Below are 24431 nucleotides of genomic sequence, written 5' to 3'. Positions count from 1 at the left end.
ACAAAAAAGGTGTTGTTATGAATGGCAAACGTGTACTGATTTTAGGTGGTGGTACAGCGGGTTGGATCACAGCGAATTTGATGGCGACTCACTGGCAAGACAAAGGTTTTGACATCACGCTGGTGGAATCACCGGATATCGGCATTATCGGTGTAGGTGAAGGTTCAACCCCGCCGTTAAGAGGTTTCATGGATGTGATCGGGGTGGAAGAGCATGAATGGATGACCGAATGCAAAGCCACCTATAAAACCGGTATCACCTTTAAAGACTGGTCAATCAAGCCCGGATTTACCGAGTATTTTCATCCCTTTTTATCCCAGCCAGATGAATTCAGCGCGCCGGCTTTTTTTCATAACAGTCATTTGCGTCGCAATGGTGTCGATTTGGATGGACACCCCAATCACTTTTTTTTAGCGACTGAATTAGCGCGGCAAAAGTTGTCACCCGTCACACCGGAAAATTTTCCGTTTGAAATAAATTATGGTTATCACTTTGACTCTTCACTCTTGGGTAAATTTTTAGCCAGAGTGGCGGCGCGCAAAGGCGTTAAATATATTCAAGCAACTTTACAGGAAGTGATCTTGGCCGAGGATGGCAGTATTCGTTCACTCAAAATGCGCGATGGCCAAGAGTTGGCTGCAGATATTTTTGTAGACTGCACGGGCTTCAATAGTGAGCTGCTGCAAAAAGCCTTGCAGGTGCCGTTTATCAGTTGTGCGGATACTTTGTTTAATGATTCTGCGGTGGTTTTCCCCACGCCGCAAGAAGCGCAGATTGAAGTGCAAACCATCGCGACTGCATTGCAATATGGTTGGGCGTGGAAAATTCCGCTCATGCATCGCAATGGCAATGGTTATGTATTTAGCTCGAATTTTTGCGATAAAGATAAAGCCGAAACCGAATTTCGCGCGCATTTGAATTTATTGGATGCCGATGTGGAAGCACGGCACCTGAAATTCAAAGTGGGGCGTGTAGCTGAGCAGTGGCACAAAAACTGTTTGGCGGTGGGATTAGCGCAGGGTTTTATTGAACCTCTGGAAGCCACTGCATTGGATATGGTGCAAGAAACCGTTGCGCGTTTTATTGAAGCTTACAATAACGGCAATTACAGCGATCAATATCGTCAGGAATTTAATGAGCGTATTAATTCCCGCTTTGATGCGGTGCGCGATTATATCGTTTGCCACTACCGTATTTCCTCGCGCGAGGATACGGATTATTGGATTGAAAATAGCCGCAATGAAAAAATTTCGAATTCGCTGCGCGCGATTTTGTTGAGCTGGGTGCAAGGTAAAAATATTACCGATGAGTTGGAACGACAAAAACTCGATGCTTACTTTCCCAATGTGTCTTGGAGCTGCCTGTTGGCAGGCAAGGGGATATACCCTACGCCAGCACAGCTAAAGCCGGGTAACGAATTGGCTCATCAATACGACTTAACTGACATCCAGCGCTATGTGCGCGGCTGTGCCCTGAATTTTAAACCTCATAGTGAACAGCTAGCGCTGCTGGCAAAAGCGGCAATGATTTCTACTTAATTAAGTGGGCATTAACTGCGCGACTATAATAATCAAGGAATATTCACCCATGAATAACCGTTCTCGCATCGGCGTACTAACGTTGCTGTTTACATTGTTTTTCCCCGTTAGTGTATTGGCCGAAAATACTTACACGATAAAACATTTGGAACCTGCCAACTGGTGGGTGGGCATGAAATACCATCAGGTTGAATTGATGGTGCACGGCGAAAATATCAGTGCAACACAACCGCAGATTGATTATGCCGGCGTGAAGATTTTGTCGCTGGTAAAAACCGATAACCCCAATTACTTATTTGTCACTATTGATATTGCAGAAAATGCCAGGCCCGGAAAATTTCCAATTCAATTTCAAGTGAATGGCAAAACCCAAAGTCGGTTTAATTATGAATTGCTGGCGCGCGATAAAAATTCTGCGCAGCGACAAGGGTTTTCCGCTAAAGATGCTATTTATTTAATTACGCCCGACCGCTTTGCCAATGGCAATCCGCATAACGATGCCGTAGCCGGTTTAACCGAACAGCCCAATCGCGGATTTAAAGGTGGTCGTCACGGCGGGGATATTGCGGGCATGACCCAGCATTTAGATTACATCGCCAACATGGGTTTTACCCAAGTCTGGCCCAATCCGCTCACGGAAAATAATCAGCCGGAATATTCTTACCACGGTTATGCCGCAACGGATTTGTATTTGATCGATGCGCGTTATGGAACGAATAAAGACTTTCAACAGTTTGCGCGCAAAGCCAAACAAAAAGGCATAGGTGTTATTCAGGATATTGTGCTGAACCATATAGGTTCAAAACATTGGTGGATGGCGGATATGCCTGCCAAAGATTGGCTTAACTTTCCAGGCGAATTTACGGAAACCACCCACCGTCGCACAGTCATTCAAGATCCTTATGCCGCCGCTGCCGACAAAGAACGCTTTGTCGGCGGTTGGTTTGTTAAATCCATGCCGGATTTGAATCAGCGCAATCCGCAGCTTGCCAAGTATTTAATTCAAAACAGTTTGTGGTGGATTGAATACGCCGGTTTAAGCGGTATTCGGGAAGACACCTATGGCTATGCCGACGAACATTTTTTATCGCACTGGGCAAAAGCCATTATGGATGAGTATCCGAATTTTAATATTGTCGGTGAAGAGTGGAGCAACAATCCTGCTGTGGTAGCCCATTGGCAGCGCGGCAAAGAAAATAAAAGTGGTCATGTCTCCTATATGCCCAGTGTGATGGATTTTCCCATTCACGACACTTTACGCACTGCACTTAATGAAGCAGAAGGTTGGGACACAGGTTTTATTCGCCTGTACGAAATGCTCGCCAATGATTTTCTCTATGCTGAGCCATTTAATTTGGTCATTTTTCCAGAGAATCACGATACCTCGCGTATTTATTCCTACCTCAATGAGGATGTTGGTTTATTCAAAATGGCCATGGTGTATATGGCTACCATGCGCGGCATTCCACAATTTTATTATGGCTCGGAAATTTTATTGACCAGCCCGCGCGAACGCGACGATGGTGCAGTGCGCGCCGATATGCCGGGCGGTTGGCGCGGCGATGTAAAAAATGCGTTTAACGGAAAAGGCTTAACCGCCGAAGAAAGCGATGCGCAACAATTTATCAAAGCATTATTAACCTGGAGGAAAAATTCCGAGGTTATTCATCGCGGCAAGTTGCGCCACTATGCTCCAGAAAATGGTGTTTATGTGTACGTCCGTTATTTGGATGATAAAGCGGTGATGGTTTTGTTAAACAAAAACAAACAAGACATAACACACCATTTGCTGGCGTATAGAGAATTCTTGGAGGGTAGGAAAAAAGCGGTGGATGTACTTGGCAGTCGCGCGGTGGATATCAGCAAGCCACTACAACTTAAAGCAAGGTCAGCGCTGATTATTGAACTGGAATAATAAAAAATCGAATGGTATTGGTATTGGTATTGGTAATGGCTAATCTGCTATCGCATTAAATGAGAGAACTATGAATACAAAAAAAATACATGCTGGATTGTGGGTTATATTCGTTGCACTGGTGTGCGCGCCGCTCAACGCTAAAACCCTGAGCCAGACATCGCCCAACGGGAATATTATCTTTTCTGTGACTGACGAAGCTGGCACACCCAGTTATTCGGTGAAGTATCGCGGTAATGACATCATCAAACCTTCGCACTTGGGTTTGGAATTTAACGATATTGATGGCTTTGTGCGCGATTTGAAAATCACATCGCACACCCGCGCATCAGCAGATTCAACCTGGGAGCAGCCTTGGGGTGAGCAGCGGGTGATGCGCGATCAGCACAATGAATTATTGGTCAGCTTTAGCGGTGTTCACAACACTAAAAAAATAATGAACCTGCGCGTGCGCGTATTTAATGACGGCTTGGGTTTTCGCTATGAAGTGCCCGAGCAAAAAGGGTTAGTTAAAAAACGCGCTGCACAAATTGACATTATTGATGAAAGAACCGAGTTTGTTATTCCTGATCCCGCGCAAACTACTGCGTGGTGGATTCCTGGTCGCGGCTGGAATCGCTACGAATTTTTATATAACACTACCGCGCTGACTAAGGTTGATCGCGCGCACACACCGTTCACGTTTAAATTGCCCTCGGGTGTGCATGTCAGTATTCACGAGGCGGCGCTGACCGATTATGCCGCAATGGTGTTAGATCAACAGCGCGATGGCGTATTGAAAGCCGAGCTCACGCCTTGGTCAGATGGCATTAAAGTAAAAGCTAAACTCGGTTTTAAATCCTCATGGCGCACGATTCAAATTGCCGATAACGCAGCGGGCTTAATTAACTCAAGTTTAATTTTAAATTTAAACGAACCGAATAAACTGGGTGATGTGAGCTGGGTAAAACCGGGCAAATATATTGGCATTTGGTGGGGTATGCACCTCAATAAAAACACTTGGGGTTCAGGGCCAACACACGGCGCTACCACTGAAAATACTAAAGCCTATATGGATTTTGCTGCGCGCTATGGTTTTGACGGCGTGTTGGTAGAGGGCTGGAACGAAGGTTGGGATGGTGAATGGTTTTATAACGGCGATGTATTTAGTTTTACCAAACCTTATCAAGATTTTGATATCGCCGAAATTACCCGTTATGGGTTGAGTAAAGGTGTGCGTTTGGTGGGTCACCACGAAACCTCTGGTGCAGTCACTAATTATAAAAACCAGATGGGCGCTGCCTATGACTTGTATAAAAAACACGGTGTCACCCAAATAAAAACCGGCTATGTCGCCGATGGCGGCAAAGCCAAGCGTATCGACGAAAACGGCATAGCGCGCAACGAGTGGCACGATGGTCAATTTATGGTGGGCGAATATTTGCGTTCAGTGACTGAAGCGGCCAAACGCAATATCAGTATCAATACCCACGAGCCGATTAAAGATACCGGCTTGCGCCGCACCTATCCCAACTGGATTGCACGGGAAGGCGCACGCGGGCAGGAATATAACGCGTGGGGCTCGCCGCCCAATTCGCCTGAGCATACGGTGATATTGCCCTACACCCGTATGTTGGCTGGCCCTATGGATTACACTCCCGGTATTTTTAATCTCGCACCCTATGGGCTGGATGCAGAAAACCGTGTGCAATCTACCCTTGCAAAAGAGCTGGCGCTCTACGTGATTATTTACAGTCCCATCCAAATGGCGGCGGATTTAATTGAAAATTATCTGCAGCCCGATGGCAAAACAATTAAGCCTGCCTTTCAATTTATTCTCGATGTACCTACCGATTGGGAAACGTCAAAGGCGCTTGCCGGTGAAGTGGGGGATTACAGTGTAATTACGCGCAAAGAGCGTAATGGGCAGGATTGGTATCTAGGGGCAATTACCGATGAACATGCGCGTGATATTTCAGTTTCACTCGATTTTCTCGATGCAAATAAACAATACGAAGCGCAAATTTATCGCGATGGCGCCAAAGCCGAATGGAAAACTAATCCTTACGATATGGTCATTGAAAAGAAAATTGTTACGGCCAAAGACGTGCTGAATTTTAAGTTGGGTGCCAGCGGCGGTGTTGCGATTCGGTTTAAAGCGCTGGCACAACAGGGCAAACCGGTGGTCTACCAAATTTTCACGCGCCTCTACGGCAACACCAATAAGACCAATAAACCCTGGGGTACGATTGAAGAAAATGGTGTGGGGAAATTTAATGATATTAATGAAACTGCACTCAAATCGATTAAAGCCTTGGGTGTGACCCATGTGTGGTATACCGGTGTGCCACACCATGCGGTGATTCGTGATTACACTGCCTATGGCATCAGCAATGACGACCCGGATGTTGTAAAAGGTCGCGCTGGTTCGCCCTATGCGGTGAAAGATTATTACAACGTAAATCCCGACCTTGCGGTTGACCCCGCCAAACGCCTGCAAGAATTTGAAGACTTAATTGCGCGCACTCATGCGCAGGGCATGAAAGTTATTATCGATATAGTGCCCAATCATATCGCGCGTGCGTACCACTCATTGAGTAAACCTGCCGGCGTTACAGATTTCGGTGCGCTTGATGACACAACAGTTGAATATGCACGCGACAATAATTTTTATTATGTGGTGGGTGAAGAATTTAAAGTGCCTGCATCGGAAAATAATTATCGCCCACTTGGTGGCCAAGCCCATTCGCTGAGCGATGGGAAGTTTGTAGAAGTGCCCGCAAAATGGACTGGCAATGGTTCGCGCTTGGCGCAACCAAAGTTCGATGACTGGTATGAAACCGTCAAAATTAATTACGGTGTGCGCCCCGATGGCAGCAAGGACTTCCCACTTTTGCCTGCAGACTATGCACAAAAAGATGTGCGCGCTCACGCACAATTTTGGCAGGGAAAAACCGTGCCAGATTCCTGGGTTAAATTCCGCCAGATCGCCGAGTATTGGCTAGATAAAGGTGTAGATGGCTTTCGTTATGACATGGCTGAAATGGTGCCGGTGGAATTCTGGAGTTATTTAAACTCAGCGATAAAACAAAAAAATCCCAACGCGTTTTTATTGGCGGAAGTGTATAACCCGGCAGAGTATCGCAATTATATTCGTTTAGGAAAAATGGATTATTTGTACGATAAAGTAGAAATGTACGATAGCTTAAAAGCGATTATGCAAGGCAAGGCGAGTACTGACCTGATCGCCTCGGTGCAAGCGGGCATCAGTGATATTGAAGAGCACATGCTGCACTTTTTGGAAAATCACGATGAGCAGCGCATTGCCAGCCCGGAGTTTGCCGGCAGCGCTGAAAAAGCAAAACCGGCGATGGTGATTTCCGCGCTGATTAGTCGCTCGCCAACCATGATCTATTTTGGGCAAGAGGTAGGTGAGGCGGGAGCCTTGGATTTGGGTTTTGGCGATCCGTCGCGCACCAGTATTTTTGATTATGGCGGTGTGCCCGCACACCAACGTTTTATAAATGGCGGCAAGTTTGATGGCGGTCAATCTACTGCTGCTGAAAAATCACTGCGCGATTTTTATCGGCGGCTGTTAACTCTCTCGGCACAAGAGTCAGGTTTTGCCGGTGATTATGCTGAACTGCACACCTACAATCGCGCAAATACCAATGGGTATGACGGCACAGTATTTTCATTTGCGCGCTGGAATGCGCAACAGCAGTGGTTAGTGGTGAGTAATTTCAGTGCAACTGAAATAAAAAACGTTGAGCTGCAAGTGCCTGCGCACTTGATAAAAATGTGGGGTCTGAATGATGGCAATTATCCTTTGGTGTCCCGCCTGGAAAATAATTCTGCTCCAGCAAATTTGGTGGTGAAGAACGGCGCCGCGAGTCTGGTTGTTCACTTGGCGCCACTGGAATCGACAGTGTTACAACTAAACAGTCGTTAATTGAGTTTGTTCTGATTGAATACGTATGTAGTGAGTTGGTGGTTAAAAATTGTTTGGGTATGCTGCTTCAGTAAACAATAAGCTCAAACGGATTTTTTATGCAGCCTTCTCACTACATTCACTCCTTAACACCCTTGCGCGGTATAGCGGCGCTTTGGGTAGTGCTCTTCCATATTGATGTCAGCCTTTTTTATCGCGATCTGGGTGCATTGCTGCCGCGCACCAGTACCGGGATTTTTTCGCAGGGTTATCTCTGGGTTGATTTTTTCTTTTTGCTCAGCGGGTTTATTATTGCGCATGTGTATGGTGCGCGCTTGCAGGCAGCAAATAAACCCGCAGGTATTAAGGAATATCTTTGGGCCAGGTTTGCGCGTATTTATCCACTGCACTTATTTACCCTCCTGTTATTAATCTTGTCCACTCCGCTTATCGCTTACGTTTTCCCGCAAGTGGTTGACGATAGTTGGAGAACCTATTTTGCCGCGAGTGCAATCCCGTCGCAGTTATTGTTTGCTAATGCCATGAATCAGCATGTTTATCTCTCGTGGAATATGGTTTCTTGGTCGATAGGTGCGGAGTGGTGGACTTATGTTGCGGCACTGGTATTGGTGATTGGGTTGTGGAAAAAGCCGGTGTGGTTAATTCTTTCTGTAGTCGCGCTCGCACTTATCGGCTTGTGCATGCTGGTTTATTTGTTACCCGGGCGCAATTTAGATATCACCTTTAACTACGGATTTTTACGTTGTCTGTTTGAATTCATTATCGGTTTGGGTGTGTACCAGTTTTATATCAAGCGCTGGGGCAAAGCCTGGTTAAAGCGGGATAGTGTATTTGTATTGTTAATGCTAGCCATTGCATTGATGTTTCATTTTTATGTTATTGATTTATTGATTGTGCCGGTGTTTGTATTGTTATTGTTGGCGGCCTCTTATAACCACTCACGAATTTATACTCTGCTGAATAAACCTGTGTTTCAGTATATTGGAACCATTTCTTACTCTATTTATTTAATTCATGGCCTTTGGTTTTTTGTATTTTGGTTTACCTTTCCGCTAATTAAAACGGCTTTTGCCCTTGAGCAATTGCCGGCGCTGTTCAAGTTAATTTATGTTGTAGTGTTTTTGGTGTTGACTCTAATTTCAGCGCATTTTTCCTATCGTTATGTTGAAGTGCCGGGGCGCCGCTGGTTTAGGCCGCGCGCGGTGCGGAAAGAATTATCTGCAGAGGTTCAGCTTTGATTTTTCTGTGCGAGAAATGCTGCAGGCGTTGATGAATTTTCGCTAGCGTTAAAAGTGTTACTTTTATTCCACTTTCGCCCCTTTGCATACGTATGCAAAGGGGCTTTTTTTTAACCTGAGTTTTTGCATACGTATGTAAATTGCGGATGATTTTTTGCACTCATAGACTAGACCCACAGGTGTCCATTTATTTTTTATTGGTTTTCCAATCTCATCTTTTTAGCGCAATTTTCATTTCAAAAATAATTAACCGGGGGATAAATCCAATGATCATTTCACGCGATCTTTTAACACGGCAGAGGTTGGGGCTATTGGCTCTAACATTTGGCGCGTTGCTGCTCAGCGCTTGTGGCGGTGGCAGCGGTACTGACAATAAACAAACTAATTTTCCCAGCTGCCGCGATCCTTTGGTGTTGTTGGATAACGGCACCTGCGGTGAGCCGCGCGAGCCCTATGTGCCGCCGCCATGCCCCGAAGGCCAAGTGCGCAATGGCGCAGTTTGTGTAGTGCCAGATTTTCCCGTGCCGGAAAAAATTGCTGGCCCCAATGAAGCGGTTATTTATGTCAATGTCGATAGCGACACCAAGTTGGATAGTTTTGCCAGCTACAACCTGCATTTGTGGCAAGACTGCGGCAACGGCTGGGGCAGTACAGTGGTGGATGGCAAAGGTGCCAGTTATGCGATTCCGACCACTTGGCCCAATGGCCCGGGTGTGGCGAGTAAAGATGATGGCCCCATCGGCGTAAGACACGACCCCTACTACGGCGCTTATTTTGTGATTCCGATTAGCGCTACAGGCACTTGCGGCAATTACATTATTAAAACTCCCGGTGGTGCAGCGCAGACCAACGATTTACAAATCAATATTAAACGTGATGACAGCGATTACGCGCGCATGGCCTGGGTGATTATCAACTCAGACAATATGCGCAACAGCCGCGTGAGTGCATTGCCGATTTGTATTAACGATGTGTGCAGTTTGAAGCGCCCATTGTTGAGCATTACCGATGTGGAAGCCCATTGGATTAGCCCGCGCACTATCATTTGGAATCGCGAATTTGCGGCAAATAAAAAAGTTGAAATTTATCGCTCTACCGAAGGTGGTATGACGGCAGCAGACAACGGCAGTATCGCCGGTGGTCAATTGTTGGCGACGCTCAATGCTGGCCGCCCAATGACCAATGAAGAGAAGGCCTTGGTGCCGCACTTGGCTTCTTACACCGCGTACGATTTACCGGCGAGCATCTCCCTCGACACCATCAAAGCGGCCTTAAAAGATGAGCTGTTAATTCTTGGCCGTTACGATTCACTTGAAGAAAACAGCAGTGGGGCGATGGTCAGTGTAGAGCGTGGCCGCGCAACCCGTATTCAATTGCCACGGGTATTGGATGCACTGTACACCGCCGGTGTTAATGATGCAGACGAAGCAAAACTCGGCGTGAATTATGCCAATGGTGTGGGCGTTTCGGTGTGGGCACCGGCCGCACAAAATGTAGAGTTGCGTATTTATTCGGGCGAGCCATTGCGCTTGGCGGATTCCAAAGCCATGCAGTGGAATGCCAATACCGGTATTTGGAGTTACACCGGTTCTGCCGCGGAATTGGATCGCAAGTTTTATCGTTTCCGTGTAACCACTTACAACGCGCAAGCGAAAAAAGTACAGCGTTTGGAAGTGACTGATCCCTATTCTGTATCGCTCGCGACCAATGGCCGCTACTCACAATTTGTGAATTTGGACGATGCGGATGCAAAACCCGCCGGTTGGGATGGTCATTCAATTCCAACGGTTGTTGCGCCTGAAGCTATGACGATTTACGAAGGTCATATCCGCGATTTCAGTATCAATGATCAAAGTACTCCGGTGGCTTATCGCGGCAAATACATGGCGTTTACTGAAGCGAATTCAGCACCGGTTGCACACTTGCGTGAGTTAGTAAATGCTGGTTTAACTCATATGCATTTGCTGCCAAATAACGACAGCTCCAACATCGAAGAAGATGTGAATGCACAGGTCAATCTGGACAGCTACATTTTTGAACTCTGCCAAAAAGTGCCGAACAAAGCCTCGGTCAGTGTGTGCGATGGTTCGGTCAGCAACGGTGCCACTGTGCGCAGTGTGTTGGAAAGTTTTGATCCGCAATCTGACAAGGCGCGCAACTTGATCGCTGCCATCGCTAATTTGGATGGTTTCAACTGGGGTTATGACCCGCAGCATTTCAATGCCCCAGAAGGCAGCTATGCCACTAATCCCAACGGCATTACCCGCGTGAAAGAAATGCGCGCGATGAATATGGCGCTGCACCAACTCGGTTTGCGGGTGGTGATGGATGTGGTGTATCCGCATACAGTGTCATCGGGCAATCAGGCTGCCAATTCGGTATTCGATAAGGTTGTGCCCGGTTATTACTATCGCACTAACCCCGCCACCGGCGAGCCGGAAACCGGCACCGGCGCAGGCCCGGATACCGCCACTGAGCATCGCATGATGGGCAAGTTTGTCGCCGACTCCGTAGTGCAATGGGCGCAAGCCTACAAAGTGGATGGCTTCCGTTTTGACCAGTCTGGTTATATGCCCAAAGCTGTATTGGTCGATGCCTACAACGCAGTGAAAGCGGTTGACCCGGATAACTACTTCTACGCCGAAGCCTGGACACCCGGTGGCGGCTCCTCGGGCGATCGCATTGCTGAGCGCTCAGTGCAGGAGGCATTAGCCGGTACGGGTATAGGCACTTTCAATGACCGCCTGCGCAATCCGCTGCAGCAGATGGCATTGGTCAAAGGCGATAGTTTGGATGCAGTGCGCGCCGGTCTGGCGGGCAACCTGAAAGACTTTATGCTCAAAACCAAATCCGGTGCGGTGATCAAGGCGGCAACTGTGGGTGCTTACAACCTCGATCCGCAAGAAGCCATCAACTACGTTGAAAAACACGATAACGAAACCCTGTGGGATTGGATGCATCGCCCCGGCGCATTGCCTAGCGATATGTCGCTCGCCAATCGTGTGCGGGTCGATAGCCTGACCCTGTCGGTGCCGCTGTTGAGCCAAGGTGTGCCGTTTATCCAAATGGGTAGCGACCTGCTGCGCTCTAAATCCATGTCGCCTAATAGCTACAACGCGGGCGATTGGTTTAACGCGGTGGATTTCACCAAACAAAACAACAACTGGGCAGTAGGCCTGCCGCCGGAATTGCGCGATGGCGTGACTGATGAGCATGTAAAAGCGCTGTTTGCCAACCCCAATACCAAGCCGATGGCCACCGATATTGCTAAGTCGTCTGCAGTGTTCAACGAGTTCCTCAAAATCGCCTCGGGCAGCCCGTTGTTCAGCTTGCAAACCGCTGAGCAGGTCATGGATCGCGTCGGCTTCCACGACGGCGGCAAAACTCAGGTTGCCGGTCTGATTGTGATGAGTATCGATGACGGTGTTGGCACGGTTTCCGGTACCAGCGCAACTGCGCGTGCCGATTTGGATGCCGCGGTAAATGCCATTGTGGTGGTCGTCAACGCGACCGCAACGGCGCAATCGCCCAAGGTTAAAACTGCCAGTGGTTTTGTATTGCATCAAGTGCAGCAAAACTCGGCTGACGCCACAGTGCGCAACGCCAGCTTTGCCGTCGATGGTGAAAACGGTGTGTTTACAGTGCCTGCCTACACCACCGCTGTCTTTGTGAAACCGCAAGCGGGTGCACAGGGTATGGGCTTGGCGGCGAACGTGACTATAGGTTCCAGTGTGGCCGTGCCCTATGGCGATACCGCGCTCTATGTGCGTGGCGATGTGTCTGCCGCCGGTTGGGATGCCACCGCAGCCAACCGTATGACCTACGAAGGTGATGGCATCTACGCGGTGTACCTCAATGTCACTGCTGGCGCCCATAACTTTAAAGTGGCTGAAGCCAATTGGAGCAACCCAAACTTGGGCTCCAATCAGCCAATCGAAGTGGGTGGCAGCATTACGCTGGCGCAGGGCAGTAACGACAATATCGCGATTAACGTCGCCACCACTGGCACTTATCGCTTCGAGTTGGATGCGTCATCCAGCACCAGCGCACCGACCTTGAAAGTGATCGATCCGGACACCTATAAAGCGACTTCGGTCTACCTGCGCGGCACCGTCACAGCCTCTGGTTGGGGCGATACCAATTCCGGTAACAAGTTGGTCCATGAAGGCAAGAGTATCTACGCCATCAGCGTGGCCATGACGCCGGGCGATTACATGTTCAAAGTCGCGTCCAGTGACTGGAGCACAGTCAACTTGGGCTCGGCTACGGCGGTGACACTGGGTGATTACGTCGGCCTGACCCAAGGCAGCAACGACAACTTGCTGCTGACCATTGCCACGGCAGGTAACTATCGCTTTGAAGTGGATGCAAGCAACCCGGCAGCACCTTCGATCAAGGTCTACCAAGAGGATCTGTTTGCCGCTACGCCCATCTACCTGCGCGGCACTGTGTCCTCGTCTGGCTGGGGCGATACCAACAGCGTCAACCGCCTCAACTACGTGGGTAAAGGGCTTTATACCCAAACCCTGACCATGGCAGTGGGGGATTACATGTTCAAAGTGGCAGAGGCTAATTGGAGCAACCCCAACCTGGGTGGTTCCGCGGCGGTGTTGGGGCAACCCACCGAGCTGACCCAAGGCTCTAACGACAATATCGGCCTAAGCATTACCACCGCCGGTGACTACCGCTTCACGCTGGATACCAGCAGCCAAAACGCCATCACCATCACCGTTGATGCGCTGAACTAACCGGTCGCGCCCTCCCCGTGAGGGCGCTTGAAGCGATAGCAAACAGATAACACGCTGAGATAAAGCATATGAAAACATTTACTGTAAAGCCGCTGGCCGCTGTAGTGTCTGCTCTGGCCATGACCTCAATGTCCCACGCCCTGCTGGCGCAAGATGCTGCGCCAGAGGTGGATAAAGAGGTACAAATCGAAGAAGTGATGGTGACGGGTTACGCTCGCTCCATTCAAAACAGTCTGGATACCAAACGCAACGCCGATACCGTAGTGCAGGCGATTTCCGCTGCCGATATCGGCGGTTTGCCCGACGTGTCCATCGCCGATGCCCTTGGCCGTGTGCCGGGCATCACTGTCACCCGCTCCGGCGGGCAGGCGGGCACGATTCAGGTGCGCGGCATGGGTGAAGGCTTTGTTTTCTCGACCCTGAATGGTCGTGAGCAGGTATCGCCCAACGGCACCCGCGCGATGGAATTCAGCCAGTTCCCCTCGGAGTTAATCCAATCGGTTGAAGTCTACATGTCGCCCAAGGCTTCGCTGATTGAAGGTGGTGTGGCGGGTACGGTGGAGTTAAAAACCGCCAACCCGCTGGAGATGACCGAAGACCAGAAAGTGTCTATCGGCGTGCGCGGCAGCTACAACGATCAAGCCGGTGATATTTACGGTGCCGAGCCAATGGGGCAGCGTTTTTCCGTGTCCTTCCAGAAGAAATTGTTTGATGACACCTTAGGTGTAGCCCTGGGCTATGCGCACTTGCTGCAGCCGCGTTCGGCCACTCGCTTTGAGCAATACAATTACGAAGGCGAAGCCTACAGCCTGCTGGAGCCAACCAGCCGCCTGAACACCACTATAGTGGATCGCGATTTCAACGCAGTGCCCACCGACAACCGCCCGGCCGCCGTATTTATGAGCGATGGTTTTGAGTTGTTCCAAACCGGCGGTGAGGAGACGCGCGATGGTTACATGGCTGCCATTCAATTCGAACCCAACGAACACCTCTCGGTGCAATCGGATTTGTTTTACTCCAAGTTTGAATCCGATAGTTACTCACGCGGCTTCCGTATCCAACCGTTAAAAAATGCTGAAATTAGCAACTTGGTGTTGTTTGAAAATATCGCCGTAGTCGGTGGTGAATTCAAAGTGGGCGATACCAACCCCACCGCATTTAATTTGCAAATCAACAGCAACGATGTAACGCAAACTAACGAATTGTTATCCGGTGGTTTGAATCTGAAATGGAAACAAGATGCACTGACCGCCGCGCTCGATTTGTCCCACTCCGACGCATCGGGTGTGCAGGCGGATGGCGTAGTGCGTGCGCATTTGTATCGCCCCAAAGCAACGCCTGTTGCCGGGTTTGACGCCTATGAGCGCGACCCGGATCAATCCATGACGTATCTGCTCGATGGCATTAATCGCCCCAGCATCAGCCTGAGCCGCGATTACACCCAGTACGATGCTGCAGGCGTCAGCAATTTGCGCATGACCAACTACGAGCGCTATCCGCGCATTAATGACGATGTGATCAGCGCCGCGCGTTTTGATTTGAAATACGAATTGGAATTGCCGCTGATTAGTTCGGTAGAAGCGGGTGCGCGCTACTCCGAGCGCAACCATAAAGATCGCCGGCAAGTATTTGTGTATGGCGACGGCGCCAACGGCACTATTCAAACCGATTTCTCGTTGCCAATCACCACCGACACCTCGGACGTAGTCAATTGGAAAGGCGAGTTTGCTAATTTCCCCTCGTTCCTCGCGATCGATGGCGACAAAATTATTCAGCAAGCCTATGAGAATGGTTTGGTGTTAGCCCCAGTGCCTGCGGTAACCGCTGGCAATTTAAATCCGGTTGCATCACCACGCTCAATTGACCCTGCGGCACGCTGGGGTGAAGGGCGCGATTGGTCGATGAAGCAGCGCTCGGAAATCGATGAAAACGTCACCTCGTTTTATCTGCAAGCTAATTTGTCCACCACATTATTTAATCGCGATTTAGTGGGCAATATCGGTGTGCGCCATGTAAATACCGAGCAAACCAGTACTGCATTGATTAATGTGAACGGCAATCTGGAAAAAGGCGCGCGCGAAATTTGCGATGAAGTCGGCGAATGCAAAACTGATTTTTCCTATCAAGATTTAGGCGCGACCTACAGCTACAATTTGCCGTCGCTCAATTTAAATTACAGCCTCGCAGAAGATGATTATTTGCGTTTGGCCTTGGCGCGTGTCTTGTCGCGCCCGCCAATTAATCGCTTGGCTGCGCCCGACTCAGAAGGTTCGGTTTCGCTGCGTGGCGACACACCATATTTCAACTACGGTAGCAATACCTCGCCGTTCTTAACGCCGTTTATTGCAGACCAAGTTGACCTGTCATACGAGCATTACATGCCCGACTACAACGGTGCATTTGTGGTGGCGGTTTATCACCGTGAAATCAAATCGTTTATTCAAGATATCACCTACGAAAATTTTGATTTCCGTGCAGCCGGTTTTGATATGCCCGACACTTGGATTGTCAACGACGGCGGCGGCAACTTTGTTGAAGCGGAAGTGCAAAACGGTGACTACGCCACCTCGATTAATAATCAGGAAGGCGGTTACATTCGCGGGCTGGAAGTGTCCTACACCCAAACCTTTAATTTCCTGCCAGAAATTTGGCAAGGTTTAGGTGTAAGTGCGAGTTACTCACTCACCGACAGTAAAATCAGTGTGGTAAATCCGGTCGAAAGTTTTGAAGGCGACAACAATCTGCCATTCCCCGGTTTGGTAGAAAAGTCAGCAAACTTCACCTTGTTCTATAGCTACGGCGGTTTTGAAACACGCCTATCCACCACCTTCCAGGATTCGTTTGTCGGCGAGACACGCAACATCAACTTGCAACCGATTATCTATGCACCAGAAACCCTGCTGGATTATCAAGCCGCCTATAAATTTGATAACGGTTTAGATCTAGTCTTCTCCATCAGCAACCTCACCAACGAACCGAACAGAAGTTACATGTTCGACGAACAGCTAACCCGCACCCTGCAATGGTTTGGCCGCACCGCGTATTTGGGGGTGAATTACACGTTCTAAGTTTTCTCCATCATCCTGTCGATGATTTGGCGCAGCATTTGTTGCGCCTTTTTTATTGGCATAAAGTTTATTTTCCACTCTCCCTTGATTCACCAAAAGCTCGCCCCATCTCTTGCCTACTTCAAACTTCGGCGCACCTATGCCTATCCATTCTCCCATGCAACAGCAAACCTTTAACCGGCTCTTATGGAGCGGGATTCTGGCTGTTGGATTTTTGTGGCTATTGGCCTTGGGTAGTGTTGGCGATCACATCCAGCATAGCGGCAGCGATGTCGAGCGCAATGGTCGTGTGGCGTCGGTGGACATGCCGCTGCATGCTAGCAGCGAGCACTCATTTTCGCTCAAACGCCTTTTTAATCGTTATAAAGATCAGCCCAAGTCTGCTGAACCCATCGAGCCAATCTGGGTATTAAGTGCAAATGAGTTTATAGTTGCGCTGCCGTTAATAACGGCGAATACGCACAAGCCAATCATTCATTCCCCGTATTTCAGCTTGCTGCAATTGCAGACGCTCAATATCTCCCGCGCTCCGCCACTCGTTTAATCACTCCCGTTTTTAAAACAACTTAATTAAATTTTTTGTTTTCCTTTTTGCTCGTTCATGTGGGTAAAAAAGAAAGCATGGTGGAGTATTAGCTATGAAAACACGTTTTTCGCGGGCGATTGTCTATGGCCTGATTATTTTATTTGGGCTGCTCTGTGCACTGCCCAATGTATTACCTGATTCAGTTTCAAAAAAATTACCTGATTGGTATGCGCAAAACCAATTAACGCTTGGTTTGGATTTGCGCGGCGGCTCGCATTTATTGTTGGAAGTAGATACCAGCGAACTAACCGCTAATAAAAACCCGGCGCTGCACGAACAAATCGTGCGCGATGCAGTGGAGCAAAGTTTGGAAGTGGTGCGCCGCCGTCTGGATGAAACCGGTATGGTGGAGCCGATGATCACGCGGCAGGGTAGCGACAGTATTTTGGTGCAGCTACCGGGTGTGAGTGATCCGCAGCATATCCGCGAATTATTGGGCACAACTGCGCGCATGACGTTTCATTGGGCGGCGAATGAAAAATCCGCTTTGCTCGGAAAAATTATTTCGGTGCAGGGCGATACGCCCAGTGAGCGTTATCAATTGGAAGAGCGTGTAGCGTTGGAAGGAAAACATATCAGCGATGCGCGCTTGGCATTTAATCAGGAGACAGGTGAACCGGTTGTTAATTTTAAATTAGATAACGAAGGTGCGCGCCGTTTTGGCGATATGACCAAGCGCAATGTTGGTCGCGTGCTTGCCATTGTGTTGGATGACAAAGTCGTCACCGCGCCAGTAATTCGCAGTGCCATTCAAGGCGGCAGCGGCGAAATTAGCGGCTCGTTTACCAGTGCGAGCGCAAATGATTTGGCGTTACTGTTGCGCGCGGGTGCTTTGCCTGCGCCATTAAATGTGATTGAAGAGCGAACCGTGGGGGCAGATCTGGGTAGCGATGCAATTGCGATGGGCATTAGCACCGGCATTGTCGGCGCCTTATTGGTACTCGCGTTTATGGTGGGAATTTATGGCCGCTGGGGATTAATCGCCTGCACCGGTTTGGCGATCAATATAGGTTTGAGTTTTGGTGTGTTGAGTTTGTTAGGCGCGACTCTTACGCTGCCGGGTATTGCTGGTTTTATTTTAAGTATCGGCATGGCGGTGGATGCGAATATTTTAATTAACGAACGTATTCGCGAAGAAACGCGGCGCGGAGAAAACGCAAAAACCGCGCTGCGCGCCGGATTCCAACGCGCCTACAGTACCATTCTCGATTCCAATGTCACCTCATTAATCGCCATCAGCCTATTGTTTCTATTTGGCAGTGGTCCCGTGCGTGGTTTTGCGGTGACTATGGCGGTGGGTTTATTAATCTCTATGTTTACTGCGATTTCTTTTACGCGCTTGGTGATGGAGTGGCGGGTAGAGAAATTGGGTAAACAGCCGCTCAATATTTCCGGTATTAAATTGCTGGATCGCATCAGTGAAAATACCATTCCTTTTTTGCGCGCCCGCTTTTTTGGTTTGATCGCATCTGCCGTATTGTCGCTCGCTTCGGTATTTTTATTTTTCAGCCCGGGTTTGGATTACGGTGTCGATTTTAGCGGCGGTACGGTGATTGAAGTCAACGCACCCGCGACTAACATCGCGCAGTTACGCAACGTATTTACCGAGCAAAATACTGTGCCCATGGCGATTCAGGAATTTGGCGCGCAAGGGCATTATCTGATGCGTATGCCGATGCAATCAGCGGAAGATGTCGCCAACGGCGCGAGTGTACAAGCGGTTAAAAGCGCGGTGCTAGCCATCTCGCCCGATGCAGAATTCTCACGGGTAGAAATGGTTGGGCCAAGAGTGAGCGGGGATTTTGGCGATGCTACAATCCTTGCAATTATTTTGGCAGGCTTGGGCATGTTGGGTTATTTGTGGCTTCGTTTTGAATCCCATTTTGCACTGGCCGCGACCATCACTCTCGCGCTGGATTTAACCAAAACCATCGGCTTTTTTGCGCTCGCCGGCGTGGAATTTAATCTCACTGCCGTGGCCGCATTACTCGCGTTAATTGGTTATTCGGTGAATGACAAAGTCGTGGTGTTTGATCGCATCCGCGAAAATTTACGCTTATCCCCCGACAAACCCTTCGTGCAATTGCTCAATGAAAGCATCACCTCCACCTTAACGCGCACGGTGTTTACTTCCGTCACCACATTCCTCGCCCTCTTACCCATGGCAATTGCAGGCGGCAGCGCCGTCTCCAGTTTTTCACTGCCCATGTTATTCGGCATAGTCATTGGCACCAGCTCATCAATTTTAATCGCTGCTCCGATTGTGTTGCTGCTGGGTGAGCGGCGGTTGCGCAAAGGAAAATCACAACTGCATGCAAGTGCAGAAGCTGCACATCGTGAAATTGATGCATTACCCTAAAAAACTAAGGTAGTTGAAATGAACAACGCCTGCATATACAGGCGTTATTCATTAGATGACATGCTTGGGAAAAATTAAAACTTTACACTCTTGGAATCTTCACCAAAATAGCGCGGCTTTTCATCGCCACGTGCGTATTCAACGGTGAAGCCGGAATTGCCGAAGCCTTGGAAGTAGGAGATGTGTACTTGATGATCGCCTTCGTTTAAAAAGATTAAACAGGGTTGTACTGTGTATGGGCGGTCGCCCAGATGTTCGCACACTAGTTTGCCGTCGATACTTAACGAAAAACCGTCATCACTGCCCATCAAAAAGCGATAGGTGTCTGCTTGTTTGACTGAGATTTTATGATCGACATCGACAAAAAAATCATCGCTATAGGTTGCTATATTGCCCAGTTTTGGATGGCTGAAACGACTTTTGTCGAGCAGGTTTAGGTTGTCGACCATCACTTCGCGGGTGAATTCAATGTCACGCTGCTGATAGATGTTGCCAATACTGACGCGGTTTTTGGTGATCACCAGTTTGACTACCGGATCGACAGTGACTGGCGTGATGCGCACTAAGATGAGAATCACAGTGAGTGCGATAAGCGCAGTGAAAATACTGTTTTTATTTAAAAAGTTCTGCATGTTCATGATTATCTCACCACCTGTAATTTCCAGAAGCTAAACCAATTGCGTAACTCAAATTGATCCTCGGTTAACCCCAGGCCATAAGTGAAGGGTGAGAAAAACGCAAATACGGCGATGACCAACAGCGCAAACAGGCCGGCGTTGATAATGGTGTGTTTATTATTGGCGAGCACTTCATCGCGATAAATATAATTAAAAATAAGTGCGAGATTGACTGCGCCGAACAGGAGAGGCACCAGGTAGTGGTAGAGATACATCACCCGCTCGATTTGCAATATCGCAATCATGTAGCTGATATATAAGCCGGTGAATGCGCAAATCCAATAGAAGAGTTTTTCATCTTTAATCGGGTTGTTGTAAATAAAGCGGCCAATAATTAAACCGGAAGATAAAATAATACCCGCGACCACTGAGAACCACACAATCGGGTTGCCGATCAGATACTTGTATTTAGTAATGGTTTTGCCATCAACTGTGTCTCTATCCCAGCGGTAGCTGATAGTTTTACTGCTCAGTGGCCAGTTCATGGCGTAGCTGCCGTTTTCATCGGCTTTGCACACATCCAAGCGCGGTACGCCATCGGCGTATTCAGACATGTATTTCCAGTTGTCGCGCATGCCGAGTGAAAATGTTTTGAGTGACCAAGTGTTGCCCATGCGAATTTGATTGAGGTATTCGGGCGAGGCTTTGTAGGTGCGATCTTGATACACCTGTGTGCCCATACCGATATGAACATAAAAGACGGCAAAAAATACGGCGGCAACTGGAATCACACCTGAGGGTACGGTGGTGGCGAGACGCTTGAGTAATGCTTTCCAATCCCATTGTTTAATTGCGCTCCATTGATCTATGCCAAACAGCATTGCAAACAGCAGCAGCAAAATAAAAGCATTCACTTTTACAGCAATCGCCAAACCGATCAGCACGCCGAGAATGGCATAGTGTTTAAGTTGGATGATTTTTTGATGCAGGGTAAATTGCGTAGCGGTGCGCACAAAATAATACAGTGCACCGAGCACAAAAAAGAGTTGAATGCCTTCTAGCATGGCTGCGCGTGAGTGAATGACCAAAGCGTTGTCAAAAATCACCATGCTGGTGAACGCGGCAGCGAGCCATGCGCGCTGGGTGATGCAATTGATAATGCCGTAAAAAAATAATACCGAGAACGCCATCATCACCACTGACGGCCAGCGAAAACCTTTATAGGTCATCTCTGGCGGTGCGTTATCACCCGTGAGGTAATCGGTCTCCAGCAGTTTGCTTTTGTTAACTTTTTCATTGCCGCCAAATAGAACTTCGCCGATGGCCATAAGTTGTTTGCCGAGCGGCGGATGTGGCTCCATATACATCACACCGTCAATGTGTTTTTGTGCGGAGGCAACGTGATAGTTTTCATCCCAAAACATAGCTTGCGGTGTGCCGTAATAGGGAAAATAAACCCCCAGTGAGATAAGCAAAATGACGACGGGATAAATAAATCGTGCGTAATTTTTTATGAAATTTTTCATGATGTCTGTTGTTATATTTGAAGTTGTTGTCAGGAATTATTTTTTGCGCAAACCTTTACCGGTTGCTGCCCAATAAAGTCCACCGTAGATGTGCTCCAGAAACAGTGAGTCGCTGTAGGTCGCGGGCAGGTGCCCAAGCGCAGTGTAAAATGCGCGGCCGCCATCGTAGTCGTGGTACCAGGCGATGGGGTGAAATTTGCCCATGCCTTCACCTTTTTTCTCGCCCCACTGTACTTTGGGGTCATAGGTCTGCTCATCAACCGCAAGAATGTAATTCAAGCCTTTAATTCGCTCTGCGCCGAATTCGTACCATTCATCGGTCCACAAAAACCGCTCTGGCATGCGCTCTACACCGGGAAATTTGCGATTGGTGACGGTGAGTTCGGCAGTTTGAATAACAGGATGAATATGAAAGGTGCGCCCCACCATTTTGGTGTACCAGTCCCAGTCGTATTCGGTATCCGATGCGCTGTGAATGCCAACAAAACCTTTGCCGGAACGGATAAAACGCTCCATCGCGGCTTGTTGTTCATCGTTGAGGATATCGCCGGTGGTTAACAGAAAAATGACGGCTTGGTAATTTTTGAGCTTTTCATCATTGAAGATGCTTGCATCTTCATGCCAATCAATATTGAAGTGGTGGCGCAAGGCCATAGCGCGCATGGCGGTAACCCCTTCATTAACCGACTCATGATGCCAGCCATTGGTTTTGGTGAAGAGTAAAACGTTAAATTGTTGTGCCTGGGCGCTGAGGGTGGTGCAGAGGGATGCGCAGATCAGAGCAAAGGATAACGCGATTCGTCTATACATATTATTGCCTCGCTGATAGGGGGTATTGTTGTCCCGGTTTCTTCTTATCTTTTTTTAAACCGGCGCCATCATAAGCGATACAAATATATAGGCAATAAAAAAGGGCGCTGAGAGCGCCCTTTTTGGAATGGTCTAATTCGCAGTGAGAACTAGGCGGCGCGACGACGTGAAGCCATCAAACCTAATAGGCCCAGCGCAAACAGCATCACAGAGCCTGACTCTGGAACCTTAACGGCTTCAAAGGTGATGGACTTAAGTTTGAAATAATCATTGTTTTGCGAAAGCGTTCCACCAAAAGCACGGTTGTATGCGCCAACCAGCCAATATTGCGCCTTCACATCGGCAGGGTTAACTGCAAAAGTACCTACGCCGTTGCGATCGTAGTTGCCAACCACGCTCCAGCCACTGCTGAGCAGTGCTGCCCAGTTGCTGCCAAAGCCGGTAAGGCCGCCAGAGAAAGGGGCTGCGCCTGTGTAAGCTAATACGGATACATCGGCATCGGTTTTGTACCAGCCAATGCCCAGGCCGCTTACATCGACAACTTTGTCAAACGAGAATAGCAGGGCATCGTAATCCCCATTGGAATTGTCGACTGAGTGTTGTGGGCTGTTTGCTTTTTCGACGCCAATGCCCGAACCAGACCATCGTGCAATTTGATCTTGTGCGATGGCTTTGTCACCTGTGGATTTGTTGGACCATCCAGTGACCACGACATTGGCTTCTGTTGATGTGTAGCTAAACGAATTGGTGTAGCCGGCGGTGTTGGGCGCCAGGTTGATAGTGACCGGTACAGCAAGCGCATTCATAGCGACGCCGGTGCTCAATGCGAGTCCTGCAATAAGCGATTTAATTGGTAGCATGATAATTAAGTCCATTGGGTGAGTAGTGGTAGGTACTGCAGCGCAATCTAAGGCAATTTTTGCGCCATGATTGTAACCATTTGATTTTCTGCGTGATCCGTTTTGTACCTTATGCTCCAACAATTTTTTATGTAAGAAATGTCGACATCATCCTATTTGTGGGTGGCAGCGGTTAACGGGCTGAGGTGACTTGTTAAATGTATTTTGGGCTGCGTGGCAACTTTACCCAGAGTCGGGCAGCGGGCACACTGGGTTTGTTCACTAGCATCGAGTGTTTTATGACGTTGACTGAATTGCGCTATATCGTTGTGCTTGCTGAAGAGCAGCATTTTGGCCGAACAGCTGAGCGCTGCCATGTAAGTCAGCCCAGCCTCAGTATTGCGGTGCGCAAGCTTGAGGAGGAGTTGGGGGTGGTGCTGTTTGAACGCAGTAAAACCAACGTCCGCGCCACCCTCTTAGGGGATAAAATTGTTGCCCAAGCCAGATTGTTGTTGGCTGATGTGGCAGTGATTAAATCCTTGGCTGAGGCGGGGAGAGATCAGCTGAGCAACCCTTTGGTGCTGGGCACAATTTTTACTTTGGGGCCTTATCTGCTGCCACAGCTTATCCCGCACCTGAAGCAGCAAGCGCCCAATATGCCGCTTTATGTGCAGGAAGATTACGCCGAGAGTTTGCGCAAAAAGCTTCGCGATGGCGTGCTGGATGCGATTGTGGTGTCGCTGCCGTTTACTGAGCCGGATGTAGTGACCCAAGAATTATTTGATGAGCCGCTAGTGGTGGTTATGCCGCAGTCGCATCCGCTGGCGCGTAAGCAGGAGGTTACCCCTGCGGATATCGCAAGCGCCAATTTACTGTTGCCGGGAGCGGGGCATTGCCTGCGCGAGCAAATCTTGGCATTGCATCCTGAATGGCGCGATGATCAGTCGGCACGCCACAGGGCTGAAGGAAATAGTCTTGAAACCTTGCGCTGTATGGTGGCGGCAGGATTGGGTGTGAGTGTGTTGCCGCGTTCAGCGGCAGAATCGGGATTATGTGCAGCTAATCGATTGGTCGCTCGTCCGCTGGTGGGCGGGCAGCGCAAGCTGGGGTTGGCGTGGCGTGCAAGTTTCCCGCGCCACAAGGCGATTGATGTGCTGCGCAAGGCAATCCAGACTTGTAGTGGCGCCTACTGGAATTTCACTACTGAGCAGGAAGCGGTTGAGCAGACCATGCTGCCGCTGCAAGGTTGGTAATAA

At 48.9% G+C, this 24431-nt stretch carries 13 protein-coding genes; 9 read left to right on the top strand and 4 right to left on the bottom strand.

Annotation, left to right across the window (positions count from 1 at the left end):
• Positions 1–17 precede the first annotated feature (17 nt).
• The 8 genes from AC2CG4_RS05295 to secD all read left to right on the top strand — a co-directional run bounded on the left by AC2CG4_RS05295 (position 18) and on the right by secD (position 19383).
• Entirely contained in the window at positions 18–1538 is a 1521-nt protein-coding gene (locus tag AC2CG4_RS05295; protein ID WP_484485278.1) for a tryptophan halogenase family protein, read from the top strand.
• Positions 1539–1587: 49 nt separating this feature from the next.
• Positions 1588–3453 carry a glycoside hydrolase family 13 protein gene (locus AC2CG4_RS05290; protein ID WP_484485277.1) on the top strand — a complete coding sequence of 622 codons (1866 nt, stop codon included), beginning with the start codon at positions 1588–1590 and terminating at the stop codon, positions 3451–3453.
• A 70-nt stretch (positions 3454–3523) separates the two neighbouring features.
• Positions 3524–7384 (top strand): glycoside hydrolase family 97 N-terminal domain-containing protein, encoded by a 3861-nt coding sequence (locus AC2CG4_RS05285; RefSeq protein ID WP_484485276.1) that lies wholly within the window; start codon positions 3524–3526, stop codon positions 7382–7384.
• 98 nt (positions 7385–7482) lie between these two features.
• Positions 7483–8622, top strand: coding sequence for an acyltransferase family protein (locus AC2CG4_RS05280; protein WP_484485275.1), 1140 nt, complete (start codon positions 7483–7485; stop codon positions 8620–8622).
• Between the two features lie 266 nt (positions 8623–8888).
• Positions 8889–13370, top strand: coding sequence for an alpha-1,6-glucosidase domain-containing protein (locus AC2CG4_RS05275; RefSeq protein WP_484485274.1), 4482 nt, complete (start codon positions 8889–8891; stop codon positions 13368–13370).
• Between the two features lie 68 nt (positions 13371–13438).
• Positions 13439–16438, top strand: a complete 3000-nt coding sequence (locus AC2CG4_RS05270; protein ID WP_484485273.1) for a TonB-dependent receptor — start codon at positions 13439–13441, stop codon at positions 16436–16438.
• 139 nt (positions 16439–16577) lie between these two features.
• A complete protein-coding gene (locus tag AC2CG4_RS05265) occupies positions 16578–16982 on the top strand; it encodes a hypothetical protein (RefSeq protein WP_484485272.1) in 405 nt (134 codons plus the stop codon).
• Between the two features lie 94 nt (positions 16983–17076).
• On the top strand, positions 17077–19383 hold the full coding sequence (secD, locus tag AC2CG4_RS05260) for a protein translocase subunit SecD (protein ID WP_484485271.1): 2307 nt from the start codon (positions 17077–17079) through the stop codon (positions 19381–19383).
• A gap of 74 nt (positions 19384–19457) precedes the next feature.
• Here the strand turns inward: secD and AC2CG4_RS05255 are convergent, their stop codons facing one another.
• From AC2CG4_RS05255 to xdp1, 4 genes are all read right to left on the bottom strand, one after another.
• Positions 19458–20021, bottom strand: a complete 564-nt coding sequence (locus AC2CG4_RS05255; RefSeq protein ID WP_484485270.1) for a PA14 domain-containing protein — start codon at positions 20019–20021, stop codon at positions 19458–19460.
• Between the two features lie 2 nt (positions 20022–20023).
• Entirely contained in the window at positions 20024–21526 is a 1503-nt protein-coding gene (locus tag AC2CG4_RS05250; protein ID WP_484485269.1) for a phospholipid carrier-dependent glycosyltransferase, read from the bottom strand.
• A 36-nt stretch (positions 21527–21562) separates the two neighbouring features.
• Positions 21563–22336 (bottom strand): ThuA domain-containing protein, encoded by a 774-nt coding sequence (locus tag AC2CG4_RS05245; RefSeq protein WP_484485268.1) that lies wholly within the window; start codon positions 22334–22336, stop codon positions 21563–21565.
• Positions 22337–22485: 149 nt separating this feature from the next.
• A complete protein-coding gene (xdp1, locus tag AC2CG4_RS05240; RefSeq protein WP_484485267.1) occupies positions 22486–23196 on the bottom strand; it encodes an exosortase-dependent surface protein XDP1 in 711 nt (236 codons plus the stop codon).
• A 278-nt stretch (positions 23197–23474) separates the two neighbouring features.
• On the opposite strand from xdp1, the gene AC2CG4_RS05235 reads away from it, so the two are divergent.
• Complete coding sequence (locus tag AC2CG4_RS05235) at positions 23475–24428, top strand: hydrogen peroxide-inducible genes activator (protein WP_484485310.1); 954 nt, start codon at positions 23475–23477, stop codon at positions 24426–24428.
• Positions 24429–24431: the final 3 nt, after the last annotated feature.

The sequence above is a fragment of the Cellvibrio sp. ATLC23 genome (assembly GCF_057196725.1).
The sequence above is the reverse complement of the archived record's forward strand: the minus strand, read 5'-3'. Positions and strand labels throughout refer to the sequence as shown.